Origin of the sequence: Pseudomonas sp. Bout1 (assembly GCF_034314165.1) — a bacterium.
Lineage (GTDB): Bacteria > Pseudomonadota > Gammaproteobacteria > Pseudomonadales > Pseudomonadaceae > Aquipseudomonas.
The window spans coordinates 2,787,464-2,813,473 of the sequence record NZ_JAVIWK010000001.1 but is presented as its reverse complement, the minus strand read 5'-3'; the positions used below and the strand labels follow the sequence as shown (position 1 = coordinate 2,813,473).

At 61.7% G+C, this 26,010-nt stretch carries 19 protein-coding genes, 1 tRNA gene and 5 pseudogenes; 16 read left to right on the top strand and 9 right to left on the bottom strand.

From position 1 onward, the window contains the following. Nucleotides 1–31 precede the first annotated feature (31 nt). Genes purU through RGV33_RS13090 form a run of 6 tightly spaced genes read left to right on the top strand, consistent with a single transcriptional unit; the run spans nt 32 to nt 6,798 of the window. Nucleotides 32–898, top strand: a complete 867-nt coding sequence (purU, locus tag RGV33_RS13115) for a formyltetrahydrofolate deformylase (protein ID WP_322144587.1) — start codon at nt 32–34, stop codon at nt 896–898. Continuing rightward, nucleotides 895–1,800 (top strand): bifunctional methylenetetrahydrofolate dehydrogenase/methenyltetrahydrofolate cyclohydrolase FolD, encoded by a 906-nt coding sequence (gene folD, locus RGV33_RS13110; RefSeq protein WP_322144586.1) that lies wholly within the window; start codon nt 895–897, stop codon nt 1,798–1,800. The genes purU and folD overlap by 4 nt, the downstream gene beginning before the upstream one ends. Then, a complete protein-coding gene (locus tag RGV33_RS13105; protein ID WP_322144585.1) occupies nt 1,782–3,023 on the top strand; it encodes an FAD-dependent oxidoreductase in 1,242 nt (413 codons plus the stop codon). Before folD ends, RGV33_RS13105 begins: the two co-directional genes overlap by 19 nt. Before the next feature lie 14 nt (nt 3,024–3,037). Beyond that, nucleotides 3,038–3,337 carry a sarcosine oxidase subunit delta gene (locus RGV33_RS13100; RefSeq protein WP_322144584.1) on the top strand — a complete coding sequence of 100 codons (300 nt, stop codon included), beginning with the start codon at nt 3,038–3,040 and terminating at the stop codon, nt 3,335–3,337. Then, nucleotides 3,334–6,231 carry a 2Fe-2S iron-sulfur cluster-binding protein gene (locus tag RGV33_RS13095; protein ID WP_322144583.1) on the top strand — a complete coding sequence of 966 codons (2,898 nt, stop codon included), beginning with the start codon at nt 3,334–3,336 and terminating at the stop codon, nt 6,229–6,231. Before RGV33_RS13100 ends, RGV33_RS13095 begins: the two co-directional genes overlap by 4 nt. 3 nt (nt 6,232–6,234) lie before the next feature. Then, on the top strand, nt 6,235–6,798 hold the full coding sequence (locus RGV33_RS13090) for a sarcosine oxidase (protein ID WP_322144582.1): 564 nt from the start codon (nt 6,235–6,237) through the stop codon (nt 6,796–6,798). A 90-nt stretch (nt 6,799–6,888) separates the two neighbouring features. On the opposite strand, the gene RGV33_RS13085 is transcribed toward RGV33_RS13090, so the two are convergent. After that, the gene (locus RGV33_RS13085) at nt 6,889–8,295 is read right to left on the bottom strand and encodes a purine-cytosine permease family protein (RefSeq protein ID WP_322144581.1); all 1,407 of its coding nucleotides are present in this window, start codon (nt 8,293–8,295) and stop codon (nt 6,889–6,891) included. A gap of 336 nt (nt 8,296–8,631) precedes the next feature. Between RGV33_RS13085 and RGV33_RS13080 the strand changes: the two genes are divergently transcribed. Continuing rightward, nucleotides 8,632–9,117, top strand: a complete 486-nt coding sequence (locus tag RGV33_RS13080) for a flavin reductase family protein (RefSeq protein WP_177089399.1) — start codon at nt 8,632–8,634, stop codon at nt 9,115–9,117. A gap of 86 nt (nt 9,118–9,203) precedes the next feature. Here the strand turns inward: RGV33_RS13080 and RGV33_RS34255 are convergent. Next, a pseudogene (locus RGV33_RS34255) lies at nt 9,204–9,800 on the bottom strand (methyl-accepting chemotaxis protein); the annotation flags it as partial. A gap of 261 nt (nt 9,801–10,061) precedes the next feature. After that, nucleotides 10,062–10,994 (bottom strand): annotated as a pseudogene (locus RGV33_RS34250) (cache domain-containing protein); the annotation flags it as partial. A gap of 343 nt (nt 10,995–11,337) precedes the next feature. On the opposite strand from RGV33_RS34250, the gene RGV33_RS13070 reads away from it, so the two are divergent. Continuing rightward, nucleotides 11,338–12,381: an LLM class flavin-dependent oxidoreductase gene (locus tag RGV33_RS13070; protein ID WP_322144579.1), complete on the top strand. Its 1,044-nt coding sequence runs from the start codon at nt 11,338–11,340 to the stop codon at nt 12,379–12,381. A gap of 155 nt (nt 12,382–12,536) precedes the next feature. Here the strand turns inward: RGV33_RS13070 and RGV33_RS13065 are convergent. Beyond that, nucleotides 12,537–12,839: pseudogene (locus RGV33_RS13065) on the bottom strand (ANTAR domain-containing response regulator); the annotation flags it as partial. Nucleotides 12,840–12,901: 62 nt separating this feature from the next. Next, nucleotides 12,902–13,675, bottom strand: a complete 774-nt coding sequence (locus RGV33_RS13060) for a GntR family transcriptional regulator (protein WP_322144578.1) — start codon at nt 13,673–13,675, stop codon at nt 12,902–12,904. 70 nt (nt 13,676–13,745) lie between these two features. Between RGV33_RS13060 and RGV33_RS13055 the strand changes: the two genes are divergently transcribed. The 8 genes and pseudogenes from RGV33_RS13055 to RGV33_RS13020 form a co-directional block, all read left to right on the top strand. Next, complete coding sequence (locus RGV33_RS13055) at nt 13,746–15,038, top strand: M20 family metallopeptidase (RefSeq protein ID WP_322144577.1); 1,293 nt, start codon at nt 13,746–13,748, stop codon at nt 15,036–15,038. A 96-nt stretch (nt 15,039–15,134) separates the two neighbouring features. Continuing rightward, nucleotides 15,135–16,706 (top strand): ABC transporter substrate-binding protein, encoded by a 1,572-nt coding sequence (locus RGV33_RS13050; protein ID WP_322144576.1) that lies wholly within the window; start codon nt 15,135–15,137, stop codon nt 16,704–16,706. Nucleotides 16,707–16,721: 15 nt separating this feature from the next. Further along, on the top strand, nt 16,722–17,669 hold the full coding sequence (locus tag RGV33_RS13045; RefSeq protein WP_322144575.1) for an ABC transporter permease: 948 nt from the start codon (nt 16,722–16,724) through the stop codon (nt 17,667–17,669). Beyond that, nucleotides 17,662–18,492, top strand: a complete 831-nt coding sequence (locus RGV33_RS13040; RefSeq protein ID WP_322144574.1) for an ABC transporter permease — start codon at nt 17,662–17,664, stop codon at nt 18,490–18,492. Before RGV33_RS13045 ends, RGV33_RS13040 begins: the two co-directional genes overlap by 8 nt. Continuing rightward, complete coding sequence (nikE, locus tag RGV33_RS13035; RefSeq protein ID WP_322144573.1) at nt 18,492–20,117, top strand: ABC transporter ATP-binding protein; 1,626 nt, start codon at nt 18,492–18,494, stop codon at nt 20,115–20,117. Before RGV33_RS13040 ends, nikE begins: the two co-directional genes overlap by 1 nt. Continuing rightward, nucleotides 20,117–21,340, top strand: coding sequence for a M20 family metallopeptidase (locus RGV33_RS13030; protein WP_322144572.1), 1,224 nt, complete (start codon nt 20,117–20,119; stop codon nt 21,338–21,340). Before nikE ends, RGV33_RS13030 begins: the two co-directional genes overlap by 1 nt. A 91-nt stretch (nt 21,341–21,431) precedes the next feature. Next, complete coding sequence (locus RGV33_RS13025) at nt 21,432–22,679, top strand: OprD family porin (RefSeq protein ID WP_322144571.1); 1,248 nt, start codon at nt 21,432–21,434, stop codon at nt 22,677–22,679. A 31-nt stretch (nt 22,680–22,710) separates the two neighbouring features. Further along, nucleotides 22,711–23,073: pseudogene (locus tag RGV33_RS13020) on the top strand (conjugal transfer protein TraG N-terminal domain-containing protein); the annotation flags it as partial. 2 nt (nt 23,074–23,075) lie between these two features. Here RGV33_RS13020 and RGV33_RS13015 read toward each other — a convergent pair. The 4 genes and pseudogenes from RGV33_RS13015 to uvrC form a co-directional block, all read right to left on the bottom strand. Further along, nucleotides 23,076–23,207: pseudogene (locus RGV33_RS13015) on the bottom strand (integrase); the annotation flags it as partial. A 231-nt stretch (nt 23,208–23,438) separates the two neighbouring features. Next, nucleotides 23,439–23,514: transfer RNA gene (locus RGV33_RS13010), tRNA-Gly, on the bottom strand. A gap of 63 nt (nt 23,515–23,577) precedes the next feature. After that, the gene (pgsA, locus tag RGV33_RS13005; protein WP_322144570.1) at nt 23,578–24,138 is read right to left on the bottom strand and encodes a CDP-diacylglycerol--glycerol-3-phosphate 3-phosphatidyltransferase; all 561 of its coding nucleotides are present in this window, start codon (nt 24,136–24,138) and stop codon (nt 23,578–23,580) included. Nucleotides 24,139–24,170: 32 nt separating this feature from the next. Next, nucleotides 24,171–26,009, bottom strand: coding sequence for an excinuclease ABC subunit UvrC (uvrC, locus tag RGV33_RS13000; protein WP_416152069.1), 1,839 nt, complete (start codon nt 26,007–26,009; stop codon nt 24,171–24,173). Nucleotide 26,010: the final 1 nt, after the last annotated feature.

The following is a 26,010-nucleotide window of genomic DNA, read 5'->3' as shown; positions in this document are numbered from 1 at the left end:
TGAACTGCCGCCATCATCCCGAGGACGTGTCATGCAACACGAAAAAAACCACTTCATCATCAAGGTCACCTGCCCTGCGGTGTCCGGCATCGTCGCAGCCGTGACCACCTACCTGGCAGACAACGCTTGCTACATCGGGGAGATGGCGCAATTCGACGACGACTTCAGCGGCCGCTTCTTCATGCGCGCGGTGTTCCGCTTCAATGACGGCCACCCCGGCGACCTCGAACAGATCAAGGCCGGTTTCACCGACATCGCCAAAGCATTCGACATGCAATGGGAACTGCACGACACCCGCGAACCCATGCGCGTAATGCTGATGGTCAGCAAATTCGACCACTGCCTCACCGACCTGCTCTACCGCTACCACAAGGGCGAGATGGACATGACCATCACCGCCATCGTCTCCAACCACCTCGACCTGCGGCCCATGGCCGAGCGCGAGGGCATCCGCTTTATCTACCTGCCCGTGGCCAAGGACAACAAAGCCGCCCAGGAAGCCGAACTGATGAAAATCGTCGACGACACCCGCACCGAACTGGTGGTGTTGGCGCGCTACATGCAAATCCTGTCCGACGACCTGTGCCGGCAACTGTCGGGGCGAGCGATCAACATTCACCACTCATTCCTGCCCGGCTTCAAAGGCGCAAAACCCTACCACCAGGCCTATCAGCGCGGGGTGAAGCTGATCGGCGCCACGGCGCACTACGTCACCAGCGACCTCGATGAAGGCCCGATCATCGAACAGGAAGTACAGCGCGTAGACCACGTGTACAAACCCGACGACCTGGTCGCCATCGGCCGCGACACCGAAACCGTGGCCCTGTCCAAGGCGGTCAAGTACCACCTGGAACACCGCGTATTCCTCAACCAGGACAGAACGGTGGTGTTCCGGTGAGCGCCCATAAACTGATCGACGGCAAAGCCGCTGCCGCCCGGGTGCTGCTGCAAGTGCGCGAAGATGTGGCGCGCCTGCGCGAGCACGACATTGAACCGGCCCTGGCGGTGATCCTGGTGGGCGCTGACCCGGCCAGCCAGGTCTACGTGCGCAACAAGATCCTGCGTGCCGAAGAGGTGGGCATTCGCTCCCTCGAGCACCGGTTGCCCAGCGACACCAGCACCGAACAGTTGCTGATCCTGATCGGCGAGTTGAACGCCAACCCGGCGATCAACGGGATCCTCCTGCAACTGCCGCTGCCGGCGCAAATGGACGAATTACGCGCCCTGGAAGCCATCGCGCCAGACAAGGACGTGGACGGTTTTCACAGCCAGAACGTCGGCGGGCTCAGTCAGGGCCGCTCGGTGTTGACGCCCTGCACCCCCAGCGGTTGCCTGTATTTGCTGGAGCAAACCCTGGGCGATTTGCGCGGTAAACATGCGGTGGTCGTCGGCCGCTCGAACATCGTCGGCAAACCCATGGCCGCCCTGCTGCTCAAGGCAGACTGTTCGGTAACGGTACTGCATTCGCGCAGCCAGGATGCACAAGCGTTGTGCCGACAGGCCGACATCGTGATCGCCGCTGTAGGCCGCCCGCGCTTGATCGATGCCGGCTGGCTCAAGCCCGGCGCGGTGGTGATCGACGTCGGGATCAACCGCATTGACGACGAAGGCCGCAGCCGCCTGGTGGGCGATGTCGATTTCGACAGCGCCCTGCCCCATGTCGCGGCCATCACCCCGGTGCCCGGCGGCGTGGGCCCGATGACCATCGCCTTCCTGATGAAAAACACCGTGACCGCAGCCCTCGCGCAACACCACGCCCTACGCAGCCAATCGGAGGCCGTATGCCATTCAATCTATTGAAATACGGACTGAGCTCGGAATACCCGGTGGATGTGGATCTGCCACCGCCCAAGGAACTCAAGGCCAGCTACGACGTGGTGATCATCGGTGCCGGCGGCCATGGCCTCGCCACCGCTTACTACCTGGCCAAGTACCACGGCATCACCAACATTGCCGTGCTGGAAAAATCGTACCTGGGCGGCGGCAATACGGCGCGCAATACCGCGGTGATTCGCTCCAATTACCTGACCAGCGAGGGCGTACGTTTCTACGCCGAATCGGTGAAGATGTTCCAGTCGCTGTCCAACGAATTCGACTTCAACATCATGTACTCCGAGCGCGGTCAGCTGACCCTCGCGCATACCGATGCCACCGTGCGTTCGTTCCGCCAGCGCGCCGAGGTCAACAAGCACTTTGGCGGGCGTACCGAGATGATCGACCGCCAACAGATCCGTGAACTGGTGCCCAGCCTCAACCTCGACCCCGGCCACTTGCCGGTGATCGCCGGGCTCTGGCACATCGACGGCGCCACCGCGCGCCATGACGCCGTGGCCTGGGGTTACGCCAAGCAAGCAGCCAAACGCGGCGTGGAGATCCACCAACTGACCGAAGTGCAGGACCTGATCATCGAAAACGGCGCGATCACGGCGGTCAAGACCAATCGCGGCACGATCAAGTGTGGTTGCGCGGTGCAGGCGATTGCCGGGCACAGTTCGCTGCTGATGGCCAAGGCCGGCATCCGCTCGCCGATCCAGACCTTCCCGCTGCAGGCGATGGTGACCCAGCCGTTCAAACCGTTTCTCGACCCGCTGGTGAGTTCCTCGGCCCTGCACTGCTATGTGCAGCAAACCAGCCGGGGCGAAGTGGTATTTGGTGGCGGTTCCGACCCTTACCCATTGTTCAACACGCGCTCGACCCTGGACCTGAAGGAAAGCCTGCTGGCCCACGCCATCGAGATGTTCCCGTTTTTGGCCAACGCCAAGTTGATGCGCCAATGGGCCGGGATCACCGACATGACGCCCGACTACAGCCCGATCATGGGCCTGTCGCCAGTGAAAAATTATTACCTCGACGCCGGCTGGGGCACCTGGGGGTTCAAGGCCACGCCCATCTGCGGCAAGACCATGGCCGAGCTGGTAGCCAGCGGCGGCAAGGTGCCGCAGCTGATCAAGCCCTTTGGCCTGGAGCGTTTCTCGACCTTCCAGCAAGTCAACGAAATGGGCGCCACGGCGGCCAGTCACTAAGCGCAGAGCAGACTATGAAAATCATGATTTGCCCGCTCAACGGGCCGCGCAATATCAGCGAGTTCACCTACGGCGGCGAGTTCAAGCCCATGCCCGACCCGGTGAACTGCAGCGATGCCGAATGGGCCGACTACGTGTTCAACACCGACAACCTTGCCGGCGTAGTGCGCGAATGGTGGATGCACACGCCATCGAGCTATTGGTTCCTCGCCGAGCGCCACACCGTCACCGATGAGATCCAGCGCACCTTCGACCCCAAGGAACTGTTCAGTACTCGCGTCGACTTCAACACCGCCCAGGAGATCGCCGGATGAACCGCCTACCCGCCCCCATGGGCTTGCTGATCCAGCGCGATCAGTTGCTCGACTTCAGCTTCGACGGCCAACGCTACCAGGGCTTGCAAGGCGACAGCATCGCCAGCGCGCTGTTGGCCAACGGGCGCTTCCTGATCTCCCGCTCGTTCAAATACCACCGCCCGCGCGGCCCGTTGACCATGGCCGGCCAGGACGCCAACAGCCTGGTGCAGTTGCCCCAGGAGCCGAACGTGCTGGCCGACGCCCACCCCTTGTCTGGCGGCTTGCAGGTGAGCGCGCAGAACGTCAACGGCTCGCTGGACAACGACCGCGATGCCTACCTGGGCAAGTTCTCCAAATTCATGCCGGTGGGGTTCTACTACCGCTCGTTCTACAAGCCCAAGGGCATGTGGAAGGTCTGGGAACCGATCATCCGCAAAAAAGCCGGCCTGGGTGTGCTCGACCTGAAGTTCCAGCCCGAGCACTACGACAAGGCCTACCTGTTTACCGACCTTGCGGTGATCGGCGCCGGCCCCGCCGGTTTGCAGGCGGCCCTCACCGCCGCGAATGCCGGGGCCAAGGTATTACTGATCGAGCAGCAGCCGATCCTGGGCGGTTCGCTGGCCTATGCCCGCTTCGATATCGAGGGCACGCGCGCCGAATCCCTGCGCCGCGAACTGCTCGGCGCGGTGCAGCAACACGCCAATATCCAGGTGCTCACCGAGGCCACCTGCAACGCCTGGTTCACCGACAACTACCTGCCGGTGATCCAGGGCAAGCGGATGTACAAGGTGCGCGCGCGCCAGTGCCTGGTGTGCAGCGGCTCCTTCGACCAGCCGGTGATCTTTCGCAATAACGACTTGCCGGGCGTAATGCTCACCAGTGCCGCGCAACGCCTGATGAAGCTGTACGCGGTCAAGCCCGGCAAACGTGCCGTGGTGCTGACCGGCAACGATGACGGTTACCTCGCAGCCCTCGACCTGCACGACCAGGGCGTGCAGGTGGCTGCCGTGATCGACCTGCGCCAGGCCCCCGCCGACAAAGCGCTGCCAGCCGCGCTGGCCCTGCGCAACATCCGTTGCCTGACCAACAGCACAGTGTTCGAGGCCTTGCATGAAAAGGGCATGCGCCACGTGAAGGGCGTCGACGTACGCCAGATCACCGGCCAGGGCCAGGTCAGCGACAGTGGGCAACTGATTGACTGCGACCTGTTGTGCATGTCGGCCGGCTACATGCCGGTCTATCAACTGCTGTGCCAGGCCGGCGGCAAGCTGGCTTACGACGACCAGCGCGCAGCGTTCAGCCTCAGCGGTTTGCCGCACAACCTGAACGTGGCGGGCTCCGTCCACGGTCGGCATCAGTTGGACAACGTATTGGTGGACGCAACCAATGCCGCGGCCAACAGTGTGCTTGCCCTCGGCTTGAGTACCGCCAGCCCTCAGTTGCCGTTGCGCAGCGAAGCCCAGGTGAATTTCAACTGGCCGATCTTCCCGCACCCCAAAGGCAAGGATTTCGTCGACTTCGACGAGGACCTGCAAGTGGCGGATATCGTCAACGCCACCCGCATCGGTTACCGCGACGTGCAACTGGTCAAACGCTACTCCACCGTGGGCATGGGCCCGTCCCAGGGCCGCCACTCGGCACTGCCCACAGCGCGGCTGGTGGCGTGGGCCACCCAACGCAACATCAGTGAAACCGGAGTGACCACCGCGCGGCCGCCGTTTGTGGCGGAAAAACTGGCGCACGTCGCCGGGCGCGCCTTCGACCCTTACCGTCAAACACCGATGCATGCCAGGCACCTGCAGGCAGGGGCGAAGATGATGCCCGCCGGCATCTGGCAACGCCCGGCGTATTACGGCAAACCCCAGGACCGCGAGGCATGCATGCAGGCCGAAGCCCTGCATGTGCGCAACAAGGTCGGCCTGATCGATGTATCGACCCTGGGCGGCCTGGATGTACGCGGCCCGGACGCCGCCGAATTGCTTAACCGGATGTACACCTTCGCGTTTCTCAAGCAGCCGGTGGGCCGTTCCCGCTATGCACTGATGACCAATGAGCACGGCGTAGTCATCGACGATGGCGTGTGCGCGCGGCTTGGCGACAACCACTTCTACGTCACCGCCACCACCAGCGGCGTCGACCGGATCTACCAGCAAATGCTCAAGTGGAATGCACAATGGCGCCTGGACGTGGATGTGGCCAACGTCACCGCTGCGATTTGTGCCGTGAACGTCGCCGGGCCGGATTCGCGCAAAGTGCTGGAGCAGGTGTGCACCGACCTCGACCTGAGCGCCGAAGGTTTTCCGTATCTGGGTGTACGCCAGGGCACCGTCGCCGGGATCAAGGCCCGCTTGCTGCGGGTGGGTTTTGTCGGCGAGCTGGGCTATGAAATCCACGTGCCTGCACGCCATGGCCTGGCGCTCTGGGATGCATTGATGGCAGCGGGCAAAGCCCATGAGATTCGCCCCTTCGGCGTCGAAACCCAACGCCTGCTGCGCTTGGAAAAAGGCCACGTGATCATCAGCCAGGACACCGACGGCATGACCCACCCGGCAGAAATCGACATGGGCTGGGCGGTGAGCCGCAACAAGCCATTCTTCGTCGGCCGCCGCTCGGTGGACATCCTCGAAGCCCAGCCGTTGAAACGCAAACTGGTGGGTTTCACCTTGCCCCAGGGCAGCGTGCAACCGCTGGAAGGCCACCTGGTGCTTAACGGCCCGGACATCAGCGGCAATGTCACCTCCTGCGAGTACTCAAGCTCCCTGGGCAAAATAGTCGGCCTGGCCTATGCCGGTATCGACCAGAGCACGCCGGGGCAGCGGATTCCGATTCGCGTCGAGGGCGGCATTGTCGTCCAGGCCGAGGTGGTGCCACTGCCCTTTTTCGACCCTACCAACCAACGCCAGGAGGGTTAAGCCATGACCAGTCTGAAAGCACACGAGATATTCACGCCGCCATGCCGCCTGGTCGACCAGACCGACCTGCCAAGGGTTGGCTTTCGCGGCAGCCAGAGCGCCGAGTACCTGAGCGCGCGCGGTTTCAGCCTGCCGGAAGCGCCCAACCAGGCCACCGCGCAGGCGGACGGCAGTTGGGTAGCGCGCCTGTCACAGAGTGAATACCTGGTGTTGGGCAGCCCGCTGGACCAAGGCCAGCGCATCGCCGATGAAGAAGCACGCTGGGAGCTGGACCACCGCGCCAACTACCTGCTGCCCCGCCAGGACAGCCACGCCTGCGTATTGCTCAGCGGCGATGTGATTGCCCAGGTGATGGCGAAGCTCTGTGGTGTCGACCTCAGCGCTGCGGCCTTCAAGCCGGGGGCAGTGGCGCAGACGTCGGTGGCGCGGGCCAATGCGATCGTCATCCACTCGGGCAGTGTGGATGCACCGGCGTTTCATATCCTGTGGGATCGCGCCTCGAAGGAATACTTCATGAGTGCACTGCTGGATGCATTGGAGGAGTTTGGCGGGGGTAATGTGCTCTGAATATGCAGCGGGTTTGAAGTCGACCCCGACCAAAAATGTGAGAGCGGGCTTGCTCGCTCCTACATTTGGACCGCGCGGCACTCGCCAGGGTCAGTCGGTATAGCCCAACCTCGCCGCCCTGACCTTTTGCGTGCGTTGACGTGTCGCCAGGCAGTAATACAACGGGCACGTCACCACCAACCCCACCAGCCACGACAGGTCTGCGCCTTCCACCAGGTTGGCGTAAGGCCCCACATACAGCGACGTATTGGCAAACGGCAGTTGCACGATGATGCCGATGAAATACGCCACGATCGCATGCAGGTTAAAGCGCCCGTAGATCCCGCCGTCCGCCTGGAAGATCGAGGCAATGTCATAGGCGCCACGCTTGATGAGGTAGAAGTCGATCAGGTTGATCGACGCCCACGGCACCAGCACCACCAGCAGCGCGAGGATCAGGCCGATGAACTGCGAGATGAAGTCCGCCGACGCGCCCAACGCCACCACACAGCAACCGGCGAGTACCACGCTGGACAGCATCACGCGCACCTTGATGCTGGGCGTCCAGTGGCTGGCGAAGGTCTGGATCGACGTGATGATCGACAGCACCGCACCGTACAGATTCAGGGCGTTGTGGCTGATGATATTGAGCAGGAACAGCACCATCAGGATCGGCCCAAGCGTGCCTGTGGCCTGCTTGACCGCGACCATCGCTTCAGTGCCTTCGGGCGTTGCCAGGGCGGCAACCAGGCCAAAGGAGAACGACAAAATGGTGCCGAGGGTGGCGCCCAGGTAGGTGGCGACAAAGGGCCGGGTGATGCCGATATCCGCCGGTAGGTAGCGCGAATAGTCACTGGTATAGGGCGAAAAGCTGATTTGCCAGATCACCCCCAACGACACCGTCGCCAGCCAGCCGGCCAGGTTGAAGCCGCCACGGGTGAGGAAGTCTGCCGGCAGGTCATGGGCAAAAATGTAGAGAAAGCCCGCCAGCAATGCGCTGCCCATCACCCAGGTGCCGATGCGGTTCAGTGTATGGATAAAGCGGTAGCCGATCACGCCGATGGCGGTGGCACTGAGCGCGCCAATCAGGATGCTGGCCGGCACCGGCACGGACGGCACGATGCCGACGATGGACTTACCGGCCAGCACGATGTTGGAGATAAAAAAGCCGATGTAGATCAGCGCCGCGAAAAACACGATCAGCAGTGCGCCGAAACGCCCGAACTGGCCCCGGCTCTGCACCATCTGCGGGATGCCCATGCGCGGGCCCTGGGCCGAGGCGAGGGCAATCACGATGCCGCCGAGCAGGTGCCCGAGGGCAATCGCCAGCAGCCCCCACACCAGGTTGAGATGGAACACCTGGGCCACCATGGCGCCGGTGACGATGGGCAGCGGTGCAATGTTGGTGCTGAACCATAAGGTGAACAGGTCGCGGGCCTTTCCATGGCGCTCCGCGAGGGGGACGTAATCGACCGTGTGATTCTCGATCAGGGGGTCTTGCCGGGACATTTGGGGCATGGAAATGCACTCGCGTTGGTCTGATCTTATAGTTGTTTGACGCCAAACCGGGGGCGCTCTCTGGCCGCCCCTCAGATGAACACCATATTATGGTATTCCAACATTTTCACAAGACTGATCCGTAGTCTCAAGCTGCATCTGATCCGTAATTGTGCCACATGCCCCTTCACCTATTCTCGCCTTAACCCCCGTATTTATTGGTTATAAGACCAAAGGCCAACGTTTGTCGGCGGTTTTAAAAAGCTCTTGATTTGATTGTATTACGGTATACCATCAGACCTACAAAATCATAAAACCCGCTTTGCCGTCCCCACTCCACCTCAAGAGGACTGTCCCATGATCGACGCCGCCATCTACAAACAAGTGATGGGCTCGTTCCCGTCCGGGGTCACCGTGATCACCACGCTCGATGACGACGGGCAAATTGTCGGTCTGACCGCCAGCGCTTTCAGCTCGTTGTCCATGGACCCAGCCCTGGTGCTGTTTTGCCCCAACTACAGCTCCGATTCCTACCCGGTGCTGATCAAGAACAAACGCTTTGCCATTCATGTGCTGTCCGGCGGGCAGCAGAGCGAAGCCTATGCCTTTGCGCGCAAGGGCAAAGACAAGGCGCAGGGCATCGAATGGACCTTGAGCGAACGGGGCAACCCGATACTGGCCAATGCCACGGCGGTGATCGAATGCGAGTTGTGGCGTGAATACGAAGGCGGTGACCACGCGATCATGGTCGGTTCGGTGAAGAACCTGATCGTGCCCCAGCAGAACGCCGGGCCACTGGTGTATTGCCACGGCAAGATGGGCGCGTTGCCCATGCCGGCCTAAGCAACACCTGAATCCAATGTGGGCAATGTGGGAGGGGGCAAGCCCCCTCCCACATTTGGATTGCTGTGTGTCAGTTCCATCTGTTGTCAGGTACGAAAACGGCTGACCAACTGATTCAACGTCTGCGACAACGCCGTCAATTGCTGCGCATCCTGGCGCGTGGAATCGGCCAGGCTCGCCACCAACTGCGCATCCCCGTGAATTTGGCTGATATGCCGATTGATGTCTTCAGCCACCTGGTGCTGCTCTTCGGCGGCCGTGGCAATTTGCGTGTTCATGTCGCGGATCACGTCCACCGACTCGCGAATCAACCCAAAGCTGGCCCGTGCCTCGTTGATCGACACCACCGTTTCCTGGGAAACCTCCAGGCTGGCATGCATCTGCTTGCCCATCTGATGAGTGCGCCGCGCCAGGTTGCCCAGCAGCCCGTCGATCTCGCCGGTGGAGTCCGAGGTGCGCTTGGCCAGGGCGCGCACTTCGTCCGCCACCACGGCAAAACCACGGCCCTGTTCACCGGCACGCGCTGCTTCGATGGCGGCGTTCAGCGCCAGCAGGTTGGTCTGCTCGGCGATGGAACGGATGGTGCCGAGGATCGACTGGATGTCGTTACTGTCTTTTTCCAGTTGCTCCATGGACTGGGCAGAATGGCCGATTTCTTCGCTCAGGCGCCCTACGCTGTTTACCGCCGCGTCGATCTGCTGCTGGCCGGTGTGCGCCTGGCGCTGGCCGTTGTCGGCCGAATCGGCGGCCTGGCTGCAGGAACGCGCGACCTCATTGGAAGTGGCGACCATTTCATGAAACGCGGTGGACACCATGTCCACGGCTTCGCGTTGGCGCGAGGCGACTTCGGCCATTTCCACCGAGACCTCCATGGCGCTTCCCGAGCTGCTGTGGATCTGCCCGGCGGCCTGGCCGATGCGCTGGATCAGCGTACGGATCGCTTCGAGGAACTGGTTGAACCAGCCGGCCAGTTGCGCCGTCTCGTCGCGGCCCTTTACCGGCAGGCGCGCCGTCAGGTCGCCTTCGCCCTGGGCGATGCCTTCCAGGCCGCTGGCCACGCCACGAATCGGCTTGACGATCAGCCCGGCAAACCAGGCACCCACCACGGCAAACAACACGGCGCATACCAGCGCGATCGCCGCGATCAGCCAGGTGAGGCGCGCCGCGCCGGCCATCACCTCGCTTTCGCGCACTACCCCAACGAACCGCCAGCCCAACGCCTTCGACGGCCAGACAAACGCCATGTAGCGTTCCCCGGCCAACTCGACCTGCACCAAGCCTTGGCCGGCCTCGCTCAACTGCCGGTAACCCTCGCCCAACTCACTGAGTTTTTTGAAGTTGTGGGACGGGTCATTCGGGTCCACCAGCACCGTGTTATTGGCCTCCATCAACATCAGGTAGCCGCTGTCACCCAACTTGATCTGTTTGACCAGGTCGGTCAGTTGCTTGAGGGACACATCGATGTTCACCACCCCGCCGGCCTTGCCCTGGCGATCGTTGAAGCTTTGCACGGTGCTGACCAGCACCACGTCATCGGCAGCCCAGTAATAGGCTTCGGTGCGCAGCGTGGTGCCCGGGTGCGCCATGGCCGTCTTGTACCAGGGCCGGGTGCGCGGGTCGTAACCGGCAAGCTTGGGGTCGCCGGGCCAGAACACATAACCGCCGTCTTCGGTACCCAATGACAAGTAGGTGTAGGCCGCATGGCTTTTGGCCAAGCCCTCGAACAGCTTGAACAGCTGCTGGTCGCGCTCGCCGGGCGCGACCTGCGCCGCGTCGCTGGCCAGATAGCGTTTCACGTCGCCATTAATGCTCTGCAACTGCGGGTGCGCCGCCAGGTACGCGACATTCTGGCTGATGCCTTCAAAGAACAGCTGCATGGCGTTGTCGACCTGGCGAATCTCACGTTCGCTGCCGTCGATAAAGCCGTCACGTGCCTCATGGCGCACGTTGAGGATGATCATCACAGCCACCAGAATGACCGGTAGGCTGGCGATCACCGCAAACGCCAGGATCAATTTTTGTTTTATGTTCATCTAGCTCGCCTTCCTTGTGAGGTGAGTGTGCGACCGTTGGAGAGAAAAGTTTTGCGGATATTCCGTATTATGGTATACCAACAATCAATCCGCCGAATAGCCGTCATTACTGGCACGCTTCACATTGGCGAGAGCACTTAAGGGCCGCAGTCGACAGGCCGATCACAATAGATCCGAGGTAAGCGTCATGAAATTTTCCCTGTTCGTGCACATGGAACGCTGGGATGAAAGTGTCAGCCATCGCCAGTTGTTCGAAGACTTGACCGAACTGACCCTGATGGCCGAAGCCGGTGGTTTCAGCACCGTCTGGATTGGCGAACACCACGCCATGGAATACACCATCTCGCCCAGCCCGATGCCGCTGCTGGCTTACCTCGCGGCCAAGACCACGACCATTCACCTGGGCGCCGGCACCATCATCGCGCCGTTCTGGCACCCGTTGCGGGTAGCGGGCGAATGCGCGCTGCTCGACGTTATCAGTAACGGGCGCATGGAAGTCGGCCTGGCCCGTGGCGCCTACCAGGTGGAGTTCGACCGCATGGCCGGCGGCATGCCCGCATCTAGCGGTGGCCAAGCCCTGCGCGAGATGGTGCCGGTGGTGCGTGCACTGTGGAAAGGCGACTACGCCCATGACGGTGACATCTGGAAGTTCCCGACTTCCACCAGCGTGCCCAAGCCGATCCAGCAGCCCAACCCGCCGATGTGGATTGCCGCGCGCGACCCAGACTCGCATAACTTTGCGGTGGCTAACGGCTGCAACGTCATGGTGACCCCGTTGATGAAGGGCGACGAAGAAGTCCTCGACCTGAAGAACAAGTTCCAGGCAGCGCTGGACAACAACCCGGATGTGCCACGCCCGCAACTGATGGTGCTGCGCCACACCCACGTGCATGCGGTGGACGACCCTGAAGGCTGGAAAGTCGGGGCCAAGGCGATCGCCCGGTTTTATCGCACCTTCGATGCCTGGTTCGGCAACAAGACCGTGCCGGTCAACGGCTTCCTCGAGCCGAGCCCGGAAGAAAAATTCGCCGCCCGCCCGGAGTTCGAACTGGAAAGCCTGCACAAGACCGCGATGATTGGCACGCCGGAAGAAATCATCCCGCGCATCCGGTACTACCAGGAACTGGGAGTGGACGAGTTCAGCTTCTGGTGTGACAACAGCCTGCCCCACGCAGAGAAGAAAAAGTCCCTGGAGCTGTTTATCAAGCACGTGGTGCCGGCGTTTCGCTGAGGATAAGCGTTGAAACAACAACGCCGGCATTTGCCGGCGTTGTTGTTTCAGCAGACGACGAAGTCTGCAGATACCGAGGGATGTTCAGTGGTGGCAAAAAAACAGCCCATAGCCAATCGGGTCTCATTAGCGAGTTGTACTACTGGCGTACTAACTCAAGAAATTAACTTAACACGCCAGTAACAGAGCACCCGCACCAGCCGAAACCAGGCCCGCAACTCGTGGGCCTTGACCAGCGCTTCAGCGATTTTTTCCACCGGCTCGCGTTTGGCCATGGCTTGATCTCGCAACGCGTTGTAGGCGTCGGTCTCCGACATGCCCTGGGTTTCGATGAGGATTATTTTGGCCTGCTGCACGGTGCGCATTACCGCCATGCGCCCTTCCAGGCGCTTGACGTGCCTTTCCCGTTCGCGGGCCTTGCGTGACTGACTGAGCGTGATCGCCAAAGCGGTGAGAATGGCCGTTCGAGAAATCTCAGCTGCACGACTCCAGCAATGCGGCTCAAGCAGCCGCAGCTTCCTTAGCGTATTTCGTTAACATACATGAAGTGCTCAGTGCTGACACGCTGGTGGGTCATCATCACCGGCGTTGCAGCCTGATCGAACGATACTGCGTCGATAATCATCACCGCGTGTGGCGCGGTCAGTTCCAGCAGGCGGCAATCCTCCTCATTGGCCAACCCCGCAGTCAGTTGCTCGCGCACGGCAGCCACCCTTAGCCCGTACTGCTCAAGCAGGTAACGGTAAAGCAGCTCCGGCAACTCGTCGGGGCCAGGGAAGTCCGGCACCTTGCTGGCGACCACGGTAAAGCGCTCGTGCATCGCTGCCACGCCGTCAATGCTGCGCAAGCGGTGCAAGCGATAGACCGGGCTGCCCTCTTCGATCAACAGCTTTTGCGCGTCCAGCGCAGTCGCCTCGCCGAGCTGGTAATCGAGCAAGGCGGTGCGCGATTTCAGCAGTGCGCCTTCCTTATTGTGCAAACGGAAATACTGAAAGAAGTAGCGCAGGTTATGCAGCGGCGCCCAGCCCGTCACTACCGTGCCGGTCTTGCGCCGGCGCATCAGCATCCCCTCCGACACCAACTCCGCCAGCGCACGCCGCACAGTCCCTACGGACACGCCAAAATCATTGGCCAGGGCATTTTCGCTGGGTATCACCGTGCCGCTGGGCCACTCCCCGATCAGGATCGCTTCCGAGATATGGCGCTTGACCACTTCATACAATGGCGCGCTGTCGTGCTCGCTCAGGCGCGAAAAAGAACTGGCAGGCGCAGACGGCGCGTTGCTATCGGTCATATTTTTTCCTTGACGGGCAATATCGAGATACTTAACTATAAACTATATAGAAATACAACGAGACCCAAAAATGCCCATCCATGCAGCTCTGACGCAGGCACTTGAGTCGATCGAGGCGGATCATGATTCGCTGATCGATGATCTGCAACGAATGATCGCAGTCGACACCTGTTTTCCACCCGGCGCAGGCTACGGCGCGTTTGCCGACCTCATGGAAACGCTGGTGGCACCGCTGGGTTTGCAGATCCGCCGCGTCACGGTGCCAGAAGCCTTGTGGCAGACCCGCAGCGGTGAAGCCCATGGCGAACGCATCAACCTGATCGCGCGCCAACCGGGCCAACAGGAAGTGTGCAGCCTGTATTTTCACGTCGACACCGTACCGCCAGGCGATGGCTGGACCCAACCACCGCTGCAATTGACTGAAGTCGGCGGCAAGCTGATCGGGCGCGGCACCGCCGACATGAAAGGCAGCGTGGCCGCCACCCTCGCCGCCCTGCGCGCTGCCCAACGCTTCAACCTGCCGCTGCGCTTCTGCCCGTCGCTATTGCTGTGTACCGATGAAGAAGGTGGTCTGTACCCCGGCATTCGCTACCTGGCCGAACAGCAACTGGTAGAAGGCCACATCCTCAGTTTTAACGGAGGCGCCGCGCCGCGTATCTGGGCGGGTTGCTTCGGCAGCATCGACCTGAAGATTACCGTCAAGGGGCGCTCATCGCATTCCGGCGAACCGGTGGATGCCATTAACGCTATCGAACAAAGCCTGCCGCTGCTCAACGCCCTGAACAGCCTGAAACACCAGGTGCAGCAACGCAGTTGGCCGATGCCGGCGCCGCCCCACTACAACGGCGCGCCGCTGATTTCACGCATGACCCTGGCCGCAGCTCACGGCGGCAGCAAGGGCTCGACCATCCCGGCGCAGTTCGAAATATTGATCAATCGCCGCTACGCGCCCCAGGAACCGTTCGAGTCGGTGATGGCCGAGCTGCAACAGTGCATCGACACGGCCATGGCCGGTACCGAAGCGTTGTCCGTAGAACACGAAGTGATCGGCCATCTGGCGCCGGTCGCCGACCCCACCGGGCCGCACTGGCCACGCTGGCAGGCGGCGCTGGGAGTTGGCTTCGGTTTTACCCAGGAGCAATTCCAGTGCTACGGCTCGTCCAGCAGCTCGGACATGGGCTGGGTCCAGCAAGCCGGGATTCAGGAAATCCTGCTGGGCGGGCTGATACGCCCGGAAAGCCAGATCCATGCCGCCGACGAATACACCACGCGCAGCGACCTGGTCGCCCTGGCGCAATCGATCCTGGCCTACCTGGCTGAAGATTTCATCCCGCAATCGAGCACCACCGCCCAGCCTGGCTGAGCAAAATACCCCCCCGAAGACTGGCGCCAAGACTGGTCATCGGCTTTTTTTACGTAGCTGCCCCACGCTTCTCTCATTGCCATGTGGAGTATTGCCATGAATACCGTCTTCAGGCTGAATCGCCGTCGCTTCCTGACCACTTCCGCCATCGTCACCGGCGCCGCCATGCTGCCGTTTTCCAGCACCCTGTGGGCCGCTGCGGCCGCGCAAAAAGGTGGGACCTTGCGCATCAGCGTCGACCAGGCGGTCGGCATGCTCAACCCGCTGCTGGCCAGGGTCAACCCCGAGTACTTGCTCAGCGAACTGCTCTACAACGGCCTCACCCGCCTGAGCCAGGACATGCAAGCCGAGCCCGACCTGGCGCAGTCCTGGAGCCATAACGCCGACCTCACCGAGTGGACCTTCACCCTGCGCGGCAACCTGAAATTCCACGATGGCAGCGCCTGCACCGCTAAAGACGTCGCCGCCAGCCTGCAAGCCGTGCTCGACCCCAAAACCGCCTCCCCCGGCCTGCGCAATATCGGCCCGATCAAAAGCGTCGAGGCGCTGGACGACCTGCACATCAAGCTGACCACCACCGCCCCCTATGCCGACTTGCCGGTAAGCCTTGCCTACCCGGACGCCAAGATCGTCCCGGCCGCGATCCTGCAAACCGACATGACGCGGCTGTCTCGCGAAGCCATCGGCACCGGCCCATTCAAGCTGGTGTCGTTCGAGCCGGAACGCATGGTGGTAGTCACTCGCAACGAACACTTCTACGACCCGCAACGCCCGCACCTGGACCGCGTCGAAATCCGCGTCTACCCAGACCCCGCCTCGGAAGGCTCGGCGCTGATGTCCGGCGACATCGACCTGATGCTCTCGGCCCAGGCCACCGAATTCACCCGCCTCAGTGAGGCGAATGGCGTCAAAGGCCTGCGCGTGGCGTCCGGGCAGTTCCTGAACATCAACATGGGTTGCGATCAACCACCCTTTAATGACGTGCGCGTGCGCCAGGCGTTGTCGTTGTGCGTCGATCGTTCGGCCATGGTGGACTTCGTCGCAGAAGGCTTTGGCACACCGGGCAACGACACGCCGCTGAATGCCGCCTACCGCTACTACAGCGACATTGAGCTGCGCCAAGCCAACCTGACCCAAGCGAAAAAACTGCTGGCCGACGCCGGCTACCCCAACGGGCTGGACATCACCCTGGTGGCCTCGGACAAACCGTCTACCCGCACCCAACTGGGGATTGCCGTGCGCGAAATGGCCAAGCCTGCCGGTTTCAACATCACCGTTGCGACCATGGCCAACAGCACCTACCTGGACCAGGTGTGGAAGAAGGGCAACTTCTACGTCGGTTTCTACAACATGCAGCCTTCGGCCGATGCGGTGTTCTCGCTGCTCTACACCTCCGATGCAGCATGGAACGAAACCCGCTGGAACAACGCTGAATTCGACGCTGCCGTGGCCGCCGCCCGTGGCACCGACGACCCGGTCAAGCGCAGCGCGCTGTACGCCAAAGCGCAACAGTTGATGCACGAGCAAGTGCCCTCGCTGATCCCGACCTTCTTCGACGTGCTGGCCGCCCAGCGCACCTATGTTCAGGGCTACCAACTGCACCCACGCGGCGCAGTCTTCCGTCTGGACCAGGCCTGGCTTGACGACAGCGCTCCGAAGCGCGGATGACCCGAGGATGAACCTGTGACTGCTGCTTACCTGACCAAGCGATTGCTGTTGGTGGTGTACACCTTGCTGATCGTTTCGCTGTTGGTCTTCGCGATTACCCAACTGTTGCCCGCCGATGCGGCGGTGACGCTGCTGGGCCAAAGCGCCACGCCCGAAGCCCTGGCTGCCCTGCGCGCCAGGCTCGGCCTGGACCAACCCGCCTGGGTGCAATTCAGCCATTGGCTGATGGCGGTGCTGCACGGCGACCTCGGCGTGTCGATGCGCAACGGCCAGCCGGTGCTCGGCTCGCTGCTGGATGCCCTCGGCCGCTCACTGTTACTGGCGGGTTGCTCGTTGCTGTTGATGCTGCTGATTGCAATCCCGCTGGGCATCGTCGCGGCCGTGCGCCGTGGCCGTCCGGTGGACCTGATTATCGGTGTGCTGTCGTACATCGGCGTGTCATTGCCGGAGTTTGTGACGGCCACGCTGCTGGTCCTGCTGTTCGCGGACTTCTGGCAACTGCTGCCGGCCACCGGCTATGTGCCTCTTGCCGATAATTTCGGTGAAGGCATTCGCCACTTGATCCTGCCGACGCTGACGGTGTCGATGATCATGGTCGCCCATGTGTCGCGCATGGTGCGCTCGGAAATGATCGACGTGCTGGAAACCGACTACATCCGCGCCGCACGCCTCAAGGGCCTGTCACGGCGCCGGGTGCTGCTGCGCCATGCGTTGCGCAACGGCTTGTTGCCGACCATCACCATTGTCGCCCTGGATGTCGGCTATTTGCTGGGCGGAATTGTGGTGGTCGAAGAGATCTTCAACATCCCCGGCATCGGCCGCGAACTGCTGGTAGCGGTCGCCGCCCGCGACCTGCCGGCGATTCAGGGAGGCGTGCTGATCCTCGCCGCCACCTACTGCCTGGTCAACTTCGTGGCTGACCTGGCCTATGCCTATCTAGACCGGCGAATTCAATATGCGTAATGTTTTCTACCGCCTGCTGGCGACTCCCCAGGGTTTGCTGGGCAGCCTGATCCTGCTGCTGGCCGTGGTGCTGGTGTGCGCCGGCCCCGCATTGGCGCCCTTCGACCCGGAAGCCATTTCGATTCTTGCGCGCTACAAGGCGCCAAGCCTGGTGCACTGGTTTGGCACGGACCAACTGGGCCGCGACATCTTCAGCCGCCTGCTGATCGGCGCCCGCGCAACAATCTCGCTGTCGGTCATGGCCACCGCCATGGCGATGCTGGTCGGTGCGCTGTTGGGCACCGTCAGCGGCTACCTCGGCGGGCGCATCGACGAAGCGCTGATGCGTACCCTGGATGCGGTGATGTCGATCCCCACCCTGCTGTTCGCCCTGCTGATCGTCAGTACTCTGGGCCGCAGCGACTTCAACGCGGTTTTGGCGATCACCATTGCCTTTGTTCCGAGCATGGCGCGCATCGCCCGCAGCGTCGCCCTCGCCGCTCGGCGCCAGGACTACGTGAATGCCGCGATCGCCCGTGGAGAATCGACGGTGTACATCGTGGTGCGCGAAATGCTGCCCAATATCGTCGCGCCGATCATCGTCGAAGCGACCATCCGCGTGGCCTTCGCCATCATGCTCTTCGCCACCCTCAGCTTCCTCGGGCTGGGCGCACAACCGCCGCAGCCGGAATGGGGCCTGATGGTCGCTGAAGCGCGGCGCTATTTCTTCCAGGCACCGTGGATGATGCTCATGCCAGGCCTGGCCATCGCCACCGTGGCGATCGGTTTCAATCTGTTGGGCGATGGCTTGCGCGATGCCCTCAATCCAAAGGGGCAGCGCTGATGAGTACCGTATTGAAAGTGGCTGATTACAGCCTCGACTATCAATTGCCCGGCGGCGCGCTGCACGTCCTGCAAAACATCGACTTCAGCGTGGCCGCTGGTGAAGTGGTCGGGCTGGTGGGCGAGTCCGGCTCGGGCAAGACCACCCTCGGCTGGGCAATCATGCGCTACCTGGCCGGCAACGCGCGGGAGATCGGCGGCAGCATCAGCTTGCAGGGCGAGAACCTGCTACAGATGCCGCAACGCCAGGTCGAACAACTGCGCGGTGGCCGCCTGGGCATGATCTTCCAGGACCCCAGCGCCTCCCTCAACCCGACCCTGAGCCTGGGCGAGCAGGTGGTGGAAGTCCTCACCCGCCATCGGAACCTGAGCTACCGCGACGCCTGGGCCCTGGGCGAACAGCTGCTGGCTGACGTCGACCTCAAAGACCCGGCAGCCATGATGAAGCGCTTTCCCCACGAAGCCTCGGGGGGCGAAAAGCAGCGCGTGCTGATTGCGACGGCCTTTGCCTGTCGCCCGCAATGTTTGATTTTTGATGAGCCGACCACTGCACTCGACGTGATCAGCTCGGCGCAAATCCTGCAACTGTTCCGCCGCCTGCGGGAAGAAACCGGGGTCGCCTCGCTGTACATCTCCCACGACCTGGCGCTGGTGTCGCGGGTGGCTGACCGGGTGTGCGTGCTCAACCAGGGACGCATCGTCGAACAAGCCCGTGGCGGGCGGATTTTCAGCGCGCCGAAGGATGCCTATACCCAACGCCTGGTGGCAGCGGTGCCGGCCGCCGACAAGCGCCTGTTGGACGAACCTACCGCCAGCGGCGAACCGCTGTTGCGCGTCAGCGACCTCAACGTGCGCTATGGCCGCCCCACCCTGCTCGACAGCCTGTTGCGGCGCAAATCGGCGCCATCCATGGGCGCTCGCGACATGAGCCTGAGCATGGCGCGCGGTGAAATCCTTGGCATCATTGGCGAATCCGGCTCCGGCAAATCCACCCTGGCCAAAGCCCTCACCGGCTTGACTCCGTTCACCGGCGCGGTGCATTTCGACGGTGCGCCGATCCACGGCCCGGCGCAGATGAACCGCGACTACCGGCGCAAGGTGCAGATCATCTTCCAGCACCCGGACGCGTCGTTGAACCCACGCCAGACCATCGGCCAGATCCTCTCGCGACCATTGCGCCTCTACGGCCTGGCCGAGGGTGAAACCGAAGTCCAGGCGATCGGCCGCCTGCTGCGCGAGGTGCGCCTGCCCGAAGACTTTGCCAGCCGCTATCCCCATGAGTTGTCCGGCGGGCAAAAGCAGCGCGTGGCGATTGCCCGCGCCTTCGCCGCCCGCCCGGAACTGGTGATCTGCGACGAAATCACCGCTGCGCTGGATGTCTCGGTGCAAGCCACGGTGATCGAGCTGCTGCTGGAACTGCGGCGCCAGCACGGCACCGCCTACCTGTTCATCACCCATGACCTCAACCTGATCCGCCAGATCGCCCACCGCATCGGCGTGATGTACCGCGGCGACCTGCTGGAGATTCTGCCGGCGGTGGGCATGGCCGCCCAAGCCACTCACCCCTACACCCGCGCCCTGCTCGACGCAGTGCCGCAGCCCCTGACCGAACCGGAGCCGATTTGATGACGCCTGAAGCGCTACTCGACCGTATTGACGAGGCGTATTGCCTGGATTTTCTCGCGCGCATGGTGCAGCACAAAAGCTACAGCGCCACCCCGGAAGAACGCCAACTGGCCGAATACATGGCCGGGCAGATGCAGGAACTGGGCCTGCACGCCGAACTGATGCCGGTGCCCGGCGGGCGCCTGAATGCCATCGGCACCCTGAAGGGCCAGGGCGGTGGCCACAGCCTGTTGTTCAACGGGCACCTTGATACCAACCCGGTCACCGAAGGCTGGACCGTAGACCCGTGGGCCGGAAAGATTGATGACGAGTTCATCTACGGCATCGGTGTGTCGAACATGAAGTCCGGCGACGCCGCCTATTTCTGCGCGCTGAAAACCCTGATCGATGCCGGCATCAAGCTCAAGGGCGACGTGGTCCTGACCTACGTGGTGGGCGAGTTGCAGGGTGGCATCGGCACCATCGCCGCCATCGAACAAGGGGTTAAGGCGGACTACTTCATCAACTCCGAACCCACCGACCTGCAAGCCGTGACCCTGCACGTAGGCTCGCTGATGTTCGTCATCGAACTGACCGGCGACACTCGCCACCTGTCCAAGCGCGAAGAAGCAGTCGACGTCATCACCGCCGCCGTGCAACTGATTCCGCAGATCAACGGGATCACCTTCAGCGGCGCCCGCTCGCCGGAACATGCCAAGGTCAATCGTGGGCACATCGGCGTGATCCGTGGTGCCCTTGGTCGTGACCTTGAAGAGTGGCGCCCACCGCAAGTGGCCGACTTCCTGCGCCTGCGCGGCTCGGCCCGCTACACGCCGGGGCAGACCGTGGAATCGGTATTGGCAGACTTGCAACACCTGCTCGACCAGCTCTGCGAGCAGTTTCCCGGCCTGCAGGCAACGCTGATCAATGACAGTGACAACCAGCCGCTGATGCCACCGTTCGAGGTGTCCCACGACTCGCCGATCGTCAAAGCGGTGAACGCTGCCTATCAGCAGGTACGTGGCGAACCACAGGCCACCGGCATCATCACCCCGCCCTCGTATTTCGGCACCGACGCCGCGCACTTTTACCAACGCCTGGGCATGCAAGGCGTGGTCTGCGGCCCTGGCGGCAAGTTCAACACCATGCCGGATGAGCGCGTACACAAACGCGACTATCTGGACATGGTGCGCGTTTACATCCTGGCCATTCTGAGCATCTGCGAGGTGGCCGAAGCACCCTGATTCATAAGCGAGAAGCACGGATGCCAATAACAAAAACAACACTTTTATGACTTCGCCATCTGCTGATTATTTTTTGATAAGGGCTTAAACCATGAGATCAGCTTTCAAGCTTGGCAGTGCAACGCTGTGCGCGGCTATTTCCTGCGCAGCGTTTGGGGATGACGTTCAGGACAATCCGTTCTTCAAGGACAGCACCACCTCGGTGCTCGCGCGAAACTTCTATTTCAACCGCGACTTCCGGGATGCGGCGCACACCGCACAAAGCTATCGCGGTGAATGGGCACAGGGTTTCATCGGTACATTCACCTCGGGGTTCACCCCCGGCACCATTGGCCTGGGTATCGATGCTATTGGCCTGTATGGCATGAAGCTCGACAGCAGTTCGGACCGCATCAACAGCGGCCTGCTGCCCAGCAGCGGTAACCATGTTCCCGGTGTGGACCATGCGGCGGATGACTACTCGCGGGCGGCAGTGGCGGTGAAGATCAAGGTCTCCAAGACCGTGCTCAAGTACGGCCAGCAAACGCTCAACCTGCCGGTGTTCTCAACCGGCGACAGTCGCTTGCTGCCGGAAACCACCGAAGGGTTCTACCTGAGCAGCAAGGAGATCGACAACCTGCGCGTGGACGTGGCGCACCTCACTTCCCTGAGCACCTACAACCAAAGCGCGCACAACGCCGGCGCCATGACCAAGGCGGATGTGGTCGGCGCCACCTACAACTTCACCCCCAACCTCACCGGCGCGCTGTATGCCTCTGAGGTCGAAGACCTGTGGAAGAAGAAATACGCCGGCCTGAGCTGGGTCAAACCGATCGATGCCAAGCAGACGTTCTCCACCGATTTTCGCTTCTATAACCAGAAGAGCATCGGTGCGGAAAATGGCGGTGTGATCGACAGCAACGCGTTCAGCATCAAGGGCGCCTATGCCTATGGCCCGCATAAAGTGACCCTGGCTTACCAGGCAATCACTGGCAAGAACGGCTACGTGTTCTACACCGACGGTGGCAACACCGACTACCTGGCCAACTACGTGCAATACGCCGAGTTCACCCGTGAGGACGAGCGCTCGTGGCAAGCGCGCTACGACTTCAACTTCGCGGCGTTCGGCCTGCCAGGGCTGGACGTGTTTGCCCGCTACATCAAGGGCAGCAACATCACCTTGGCCAACGGCACCACCAACCAGAACGAATGGGAGCGTGACCTGGAAGCCGCTTATGTGATCCAGAGCGGGCCCTTAAAAGACCTCTCGTTCCGCTTGCGCCAAGCGACCTATCGCAACTCGTTCAATAACGATGTTGACGACGTGAGGTTCATTACGCAGTACCCAATCAACCTTTAAGGTGAAGGCCCGGCGGCGGTCGCCTCCGGGCCACTTCCAGGCAATGAATGCACTACGCGCCGCCTTGCCAATGGTGCAGGCCTTCCTGACCATGGGCATCATCATCAGCTTGCCGCTGATCCTGCTGGTCAGTACCTATCAGCTGAAGACCGTCATGACCGTGACGTTCGCGCTGTTCACCTTACACATGCTGACCTTCTGGTGGGAACTGGCGCGCTGGGTCGACTCCAGCATGCTCGACAGCTTGTACAACCAAGTTTTGAGCTGGGCAGGATATAGCGTTGGCTCAATTGCCGACGGCATGCTTGGCAAAGGAGCGGCTCAAGCGCAGGACGCTGGTGCAAGGGGCGCTGGAGCTCTGATGTCTGCTGGGAAGGCCTCAAGAAAGGGGTGAAGCTGTTCGATCCTGCTCAACAAATCCAGCAGATCGTGACGATTGATATCGTAGACGGACCGCCCACCAAGCGATGGCAGGATGTCTTAATTGAAGATTCTTAAGATTTGCGAGAGCGTGCTCTGGCGGCCTTGCGAGCTCCTGAACAGAGTCAGAGCCAGATGCTCATTTCGCTATCCAACTGTTCCAGCAACAAACCGATTCATTACTCATCCAAATTCAAGATTCCCATCGGGACTTAAATCGGGACTTAAACGCACCGGATAGTGCTGGATTTCAGTGGTTCCCGCCGGAACGAAAAAAGGACCCGAAGGTCCTGATTTCAATCACTTACAGAATTCAGTGGAACTCTGCAGCGCAATATTTGGAGCGGGAAACGAGACTCGAACTCGCGACCCCGACCTTGGCAAGGTCGTGCTCTACCAACTGAGCTATTCCCGCGTCTTGGTGATGCGCATTCTATAGAATCCTCACCACCCGTCAACCCCTTGATTCAAAATAGTTTTATTTCTTTTCAACGGTGGTGCGCAGATGCGGCCAGGCGGCGCGCAGATATTGCAGCATCGACCACAAGGTCAGCCCCGCCGCGATCAGCAGCAGCGCGTAGCCGATCAATACCCAGAAGGAGAAGTCCGACGGATTGGCCAGCAGGATTACCAGGGCAAGCATCTGCGCGGCGGTTTTCCATTTGCCCATGTTGGACACGGCAACGTGGGCACGGGCGCCGATTTCAGCCATCCACTCCCGCAGGGCCGAGACGACGATCTCGCGACCGATGATCACTGCCGCCGGCAAGGTCAGCCAGAGGTTGCCGTGTTCCTGTACCAGCAGCACCAGGGCCACCGCTACCATCAGCTTGTCGGCCACCGGGTCCAGGAACGCGCCAAACGGCGTGCTCTGCTCCAGGCGGCGGGCCAGGTAGCCGTCCAGCCAGTCGGTGGCGGCCGCAAAAGCGAAGACCGAACTGGATGCCATATAGCTCCATTCGTACGGCAGGTAAAACAGCAAAATGAAAATCGGAATGAGCAGGACGCGTAGAACGGTGATCAGATTAGGGATATTCATCGGCACAACTGGCTACGAGGTGAGAAGGCATTCTACTCGCTGTGCAGATTTGCATAAATCAACTCTGCGAGCTTTTTACTGATACCGGGGGCCTTGGCTATTTCTTCAATGCTGGCACGGGACAGCTCCTGCAAGCCACCAAAATGTTTTAACAAGTCTCGCCGCCGCGTCGGCCCGACCCCCGCCACCCCTTCCAGGGTTGAAGTGCGCCGGGTTTTGCCACGTCGGGCGCGGTGGCCGGTGATGGCAAAACGGTGGGCTTCGTCGCGGATCTGCTGGATAAGGTGCAGCGCCGGGGAGTCGCCCTTCAAGGTGAACTCATGGGCTGCATCATTCAAGTACAAGGTTTCAAAACCGGCCTTGCGGGTGGCACCCTTGGCCACGCCAAGCAGGATCAGGTCGGGCACGGCCAGTTCGTTGAGCACGTCGCGCGCCATGGACAGCTGGCCCTTGCCGCCGTCCACCAGCAGGATATCCGGCAGCTTGCCCTCGCCGTCCTTCAGTTTGCTGAAGCGCCGGGTCAGGGCCTGGTGCATGGCGGCGTAGTCATCGCCCGGGGTGACCCCTTCGATGTTGTAGCGCCGGTAATCGGACTTGATCGGCCCTTCCGGCCCGAACACCACGCAGGAAGCCACCGTAGCCTCGCCGCTGGAGTGGCTTATGTCGTAGCACTCCAGGCGCTGGGGCGGTTCGTCGAGGTTGAGCACTTCGGCCAAGGCGTCAAACCGCGCAGCGACGTGCTGGCGGTTGGCCAAGCGTGCGCCCAGGGCTTGTTCGGCGTTGGTCACGGCCAGTTGCTGCCAGCGGGCACGGGTGCCACGCACGCGATGGCTGATGTCCAGTTCGCGGCCGCGCAGTGTGTGAATCGCTTCGATCAATGCCGGGAAGTCTTCGTGCACCACGTTGACGATCAGTTCGCTCGGCAGGTCGCGCTCGGGGCTGCTGACGTAATACTGGCCAAGGAACGCCGCCATGACTTCGGCGACCTCCTCTTCTATGCCGGTCTGGGGGAAGAAGTTCTTGCTGCCCAGCACCCGGCCGCCGCGCACGCTGATCAGGTGCACACAGGCGCCGCCCGGGTTGACGAAGGCGGCGATGACGTCGACGTCGCCGGTGCCGCCTTCCATGCTTTGCTGGTCCTGGACACGGCGCAGCAGGGAGATCTGGTCGCGCAGCTCGGCAGCACGCTCAAAGTCCAGGGTGCTGGCCGCGTGTTCCATGGCGCCGGACAACTCATCGGCCAGGGCATTGCTGCGGCCTTCGAGGAACATCACCGAGTGGCGCACGTCTTCGGCGTATTCCGCAGGCTCAACCAGGCCCACGCACGGCGCCTTGCAGCGCTTGATCTGGTATTGCAGGCACGGGCGGTTGCGGTTCTTGTAGAAGCTGTCTTCGCATTGGCGAACGAAAAACGCCTTTTGCAGCAGGCTCAGGCTCTCGCGGATCGCACCAGCGCTGGGGTAAGGCCCGAAATACTTGCCCTTTTGCTTCTTGGCACCCCGATGGATGCTCAGGCGCGGGAAGTCGCCGTCCGAGAGAAACACGTACGGGTAGGACTTATCGTCACGCAGCAGGATGTTGTAGGGCGGCCGCCATTCCTTGATCAGCGTCTGCTCAAGCAGCAGCGCCTCGGTTTCATTGGCGGTGATGGTGGTTTCCACCTGGGCGATACGCACCACCAGCGCGGCGGTTTTCGGCGCCAGGCCAGACTTGCGAAAGTAACTCGCCAGGCGGCTTTTCAGGTTCTTGGCTTTACCAACGTAGAGCAGGCGCGCTTCGCTGTCGAACATGCGATACACGCCGGGACGGCCGCTGCAGGTTGCAAGAAACGCACTCGGATCGAACGGGACTGTTATTTCAGAGGCTGTCATT

Bases quoted from the DNA above. Each gene is read 5' to 3' on its own strand.
- purU (WP_322144587.1), top strand. From the start codon at position 32: ATGCAACACGAAAAAAACCACTTCATCATCAAGGTCACCTGCCCTGCG.
- RGV33_RS13105 (WP_322144585.1), top strand. From the start codon at position 1,782: ATGCCATTCAATCTATTGAAATACGGACTGAGCTCGGAATACCCGGTG.
- RGV33_RS13100 (WP_322144584.1), top strand. From the start codon at position 3,038: ATGAAAATCATGATTTGCCCGCTCAACGGGCCGCGCAATATCAGCGAG.
- RGV33_RS13095 (WP_322144583.1), top strand. From the start codon at position 3,334: ATGAACCGCCTACCCGCCCCCATGGGCTTGCTGATCCAGCGCGATCAG.
- RGV33_RS13090 (WP_322144582.1), top strand. From the start codon at position 6,235: ATGACCAGTCTGAAAGCACACGAGATATTCACGCCGCCATGCCGCCTG.
- RGV33_RS13085 (WP_322144581.1), bottom strand. From the start codon at position 8,295: ATGCCCCAAATGTCCCGGCAAGACCCCCTGATCGAGAATCACACGGTC.
- RGV33_RS13080 (WP_177089399.1), top strand. From the start codon at position 8,632: ATGATCGACGCCGCCATCTACAAACAAGTGATGGGCTCGTTCCCGTCC.
- RGV33_RS13070 (WP_322144579.1), top strand. From the start codon at position 11,338: ATGAAATTTTCCCTGTTCGTGCACATGGAACGCTGGGATGAAAGTGTC.
- RGV33_RS13060 (WP_322144578.1), bottom strand. From the start codon at position 13,675: ATGACCGATAGCAACGCGCCGTCTGCGCCTGCCAGTTCTTTTTCGCGC.
- RGV33_RS13055 (WP_322144577.1), top strand. From the start codon at position 13,746: ATGCCCATCCATGCAGCTCTGACGCAGGCACTTGAGTCGATCGAGGCG.
- RGV33_RS13050 (WP_322144576.1), top strand. From the start codon at position 15,135: ATGAATACCGTCTTCAGGCTGAATCGCCGTCGCTTCCTGACCACTTCC.
- RGV33_RS13040 (WP_322144574.1), top strand. From the start codon at position 17,662: ATGCGTAATGTTTTCTACCGCCTGCTGGCGACTCCCCAGGGTTTGCTG.
- nikE (WP_322144573.1), top strand. From the start codon at position 18,492: ATGAGTACCGTATTGAAAGTGGCTGATTACAGCCTCGACTATCAATTG.
- RGV33_RS13030 (WP_322144572.1), top strand. From the start codon at position 20,117: ATGACGCCTGAAGCGCTACTCGACCGTATTGACGAGGCGTATTGCCTG.
- RGV33_RS13025 (WP_322144571.1), top strand. From the start codon at position 21,432: ATGAGATCAGCTTTCAAGCTTGGCAGTGCAACGCTGTGCGCGGCTATT.
- pgsA (WP_322144570.1), bottom strand. From the start codon at position 24,138: ATGAATATCCCTAATCTGATCACCGTTCTACGCGTCCTGCTCATTCCG.
- uvrC (WP_416152069.1), bottom strand. From the start codon at position 26,009: ATGACAGCCTCTGAAATAACAGTCCCGTTCGATCCGAGTGCGTTTCTT.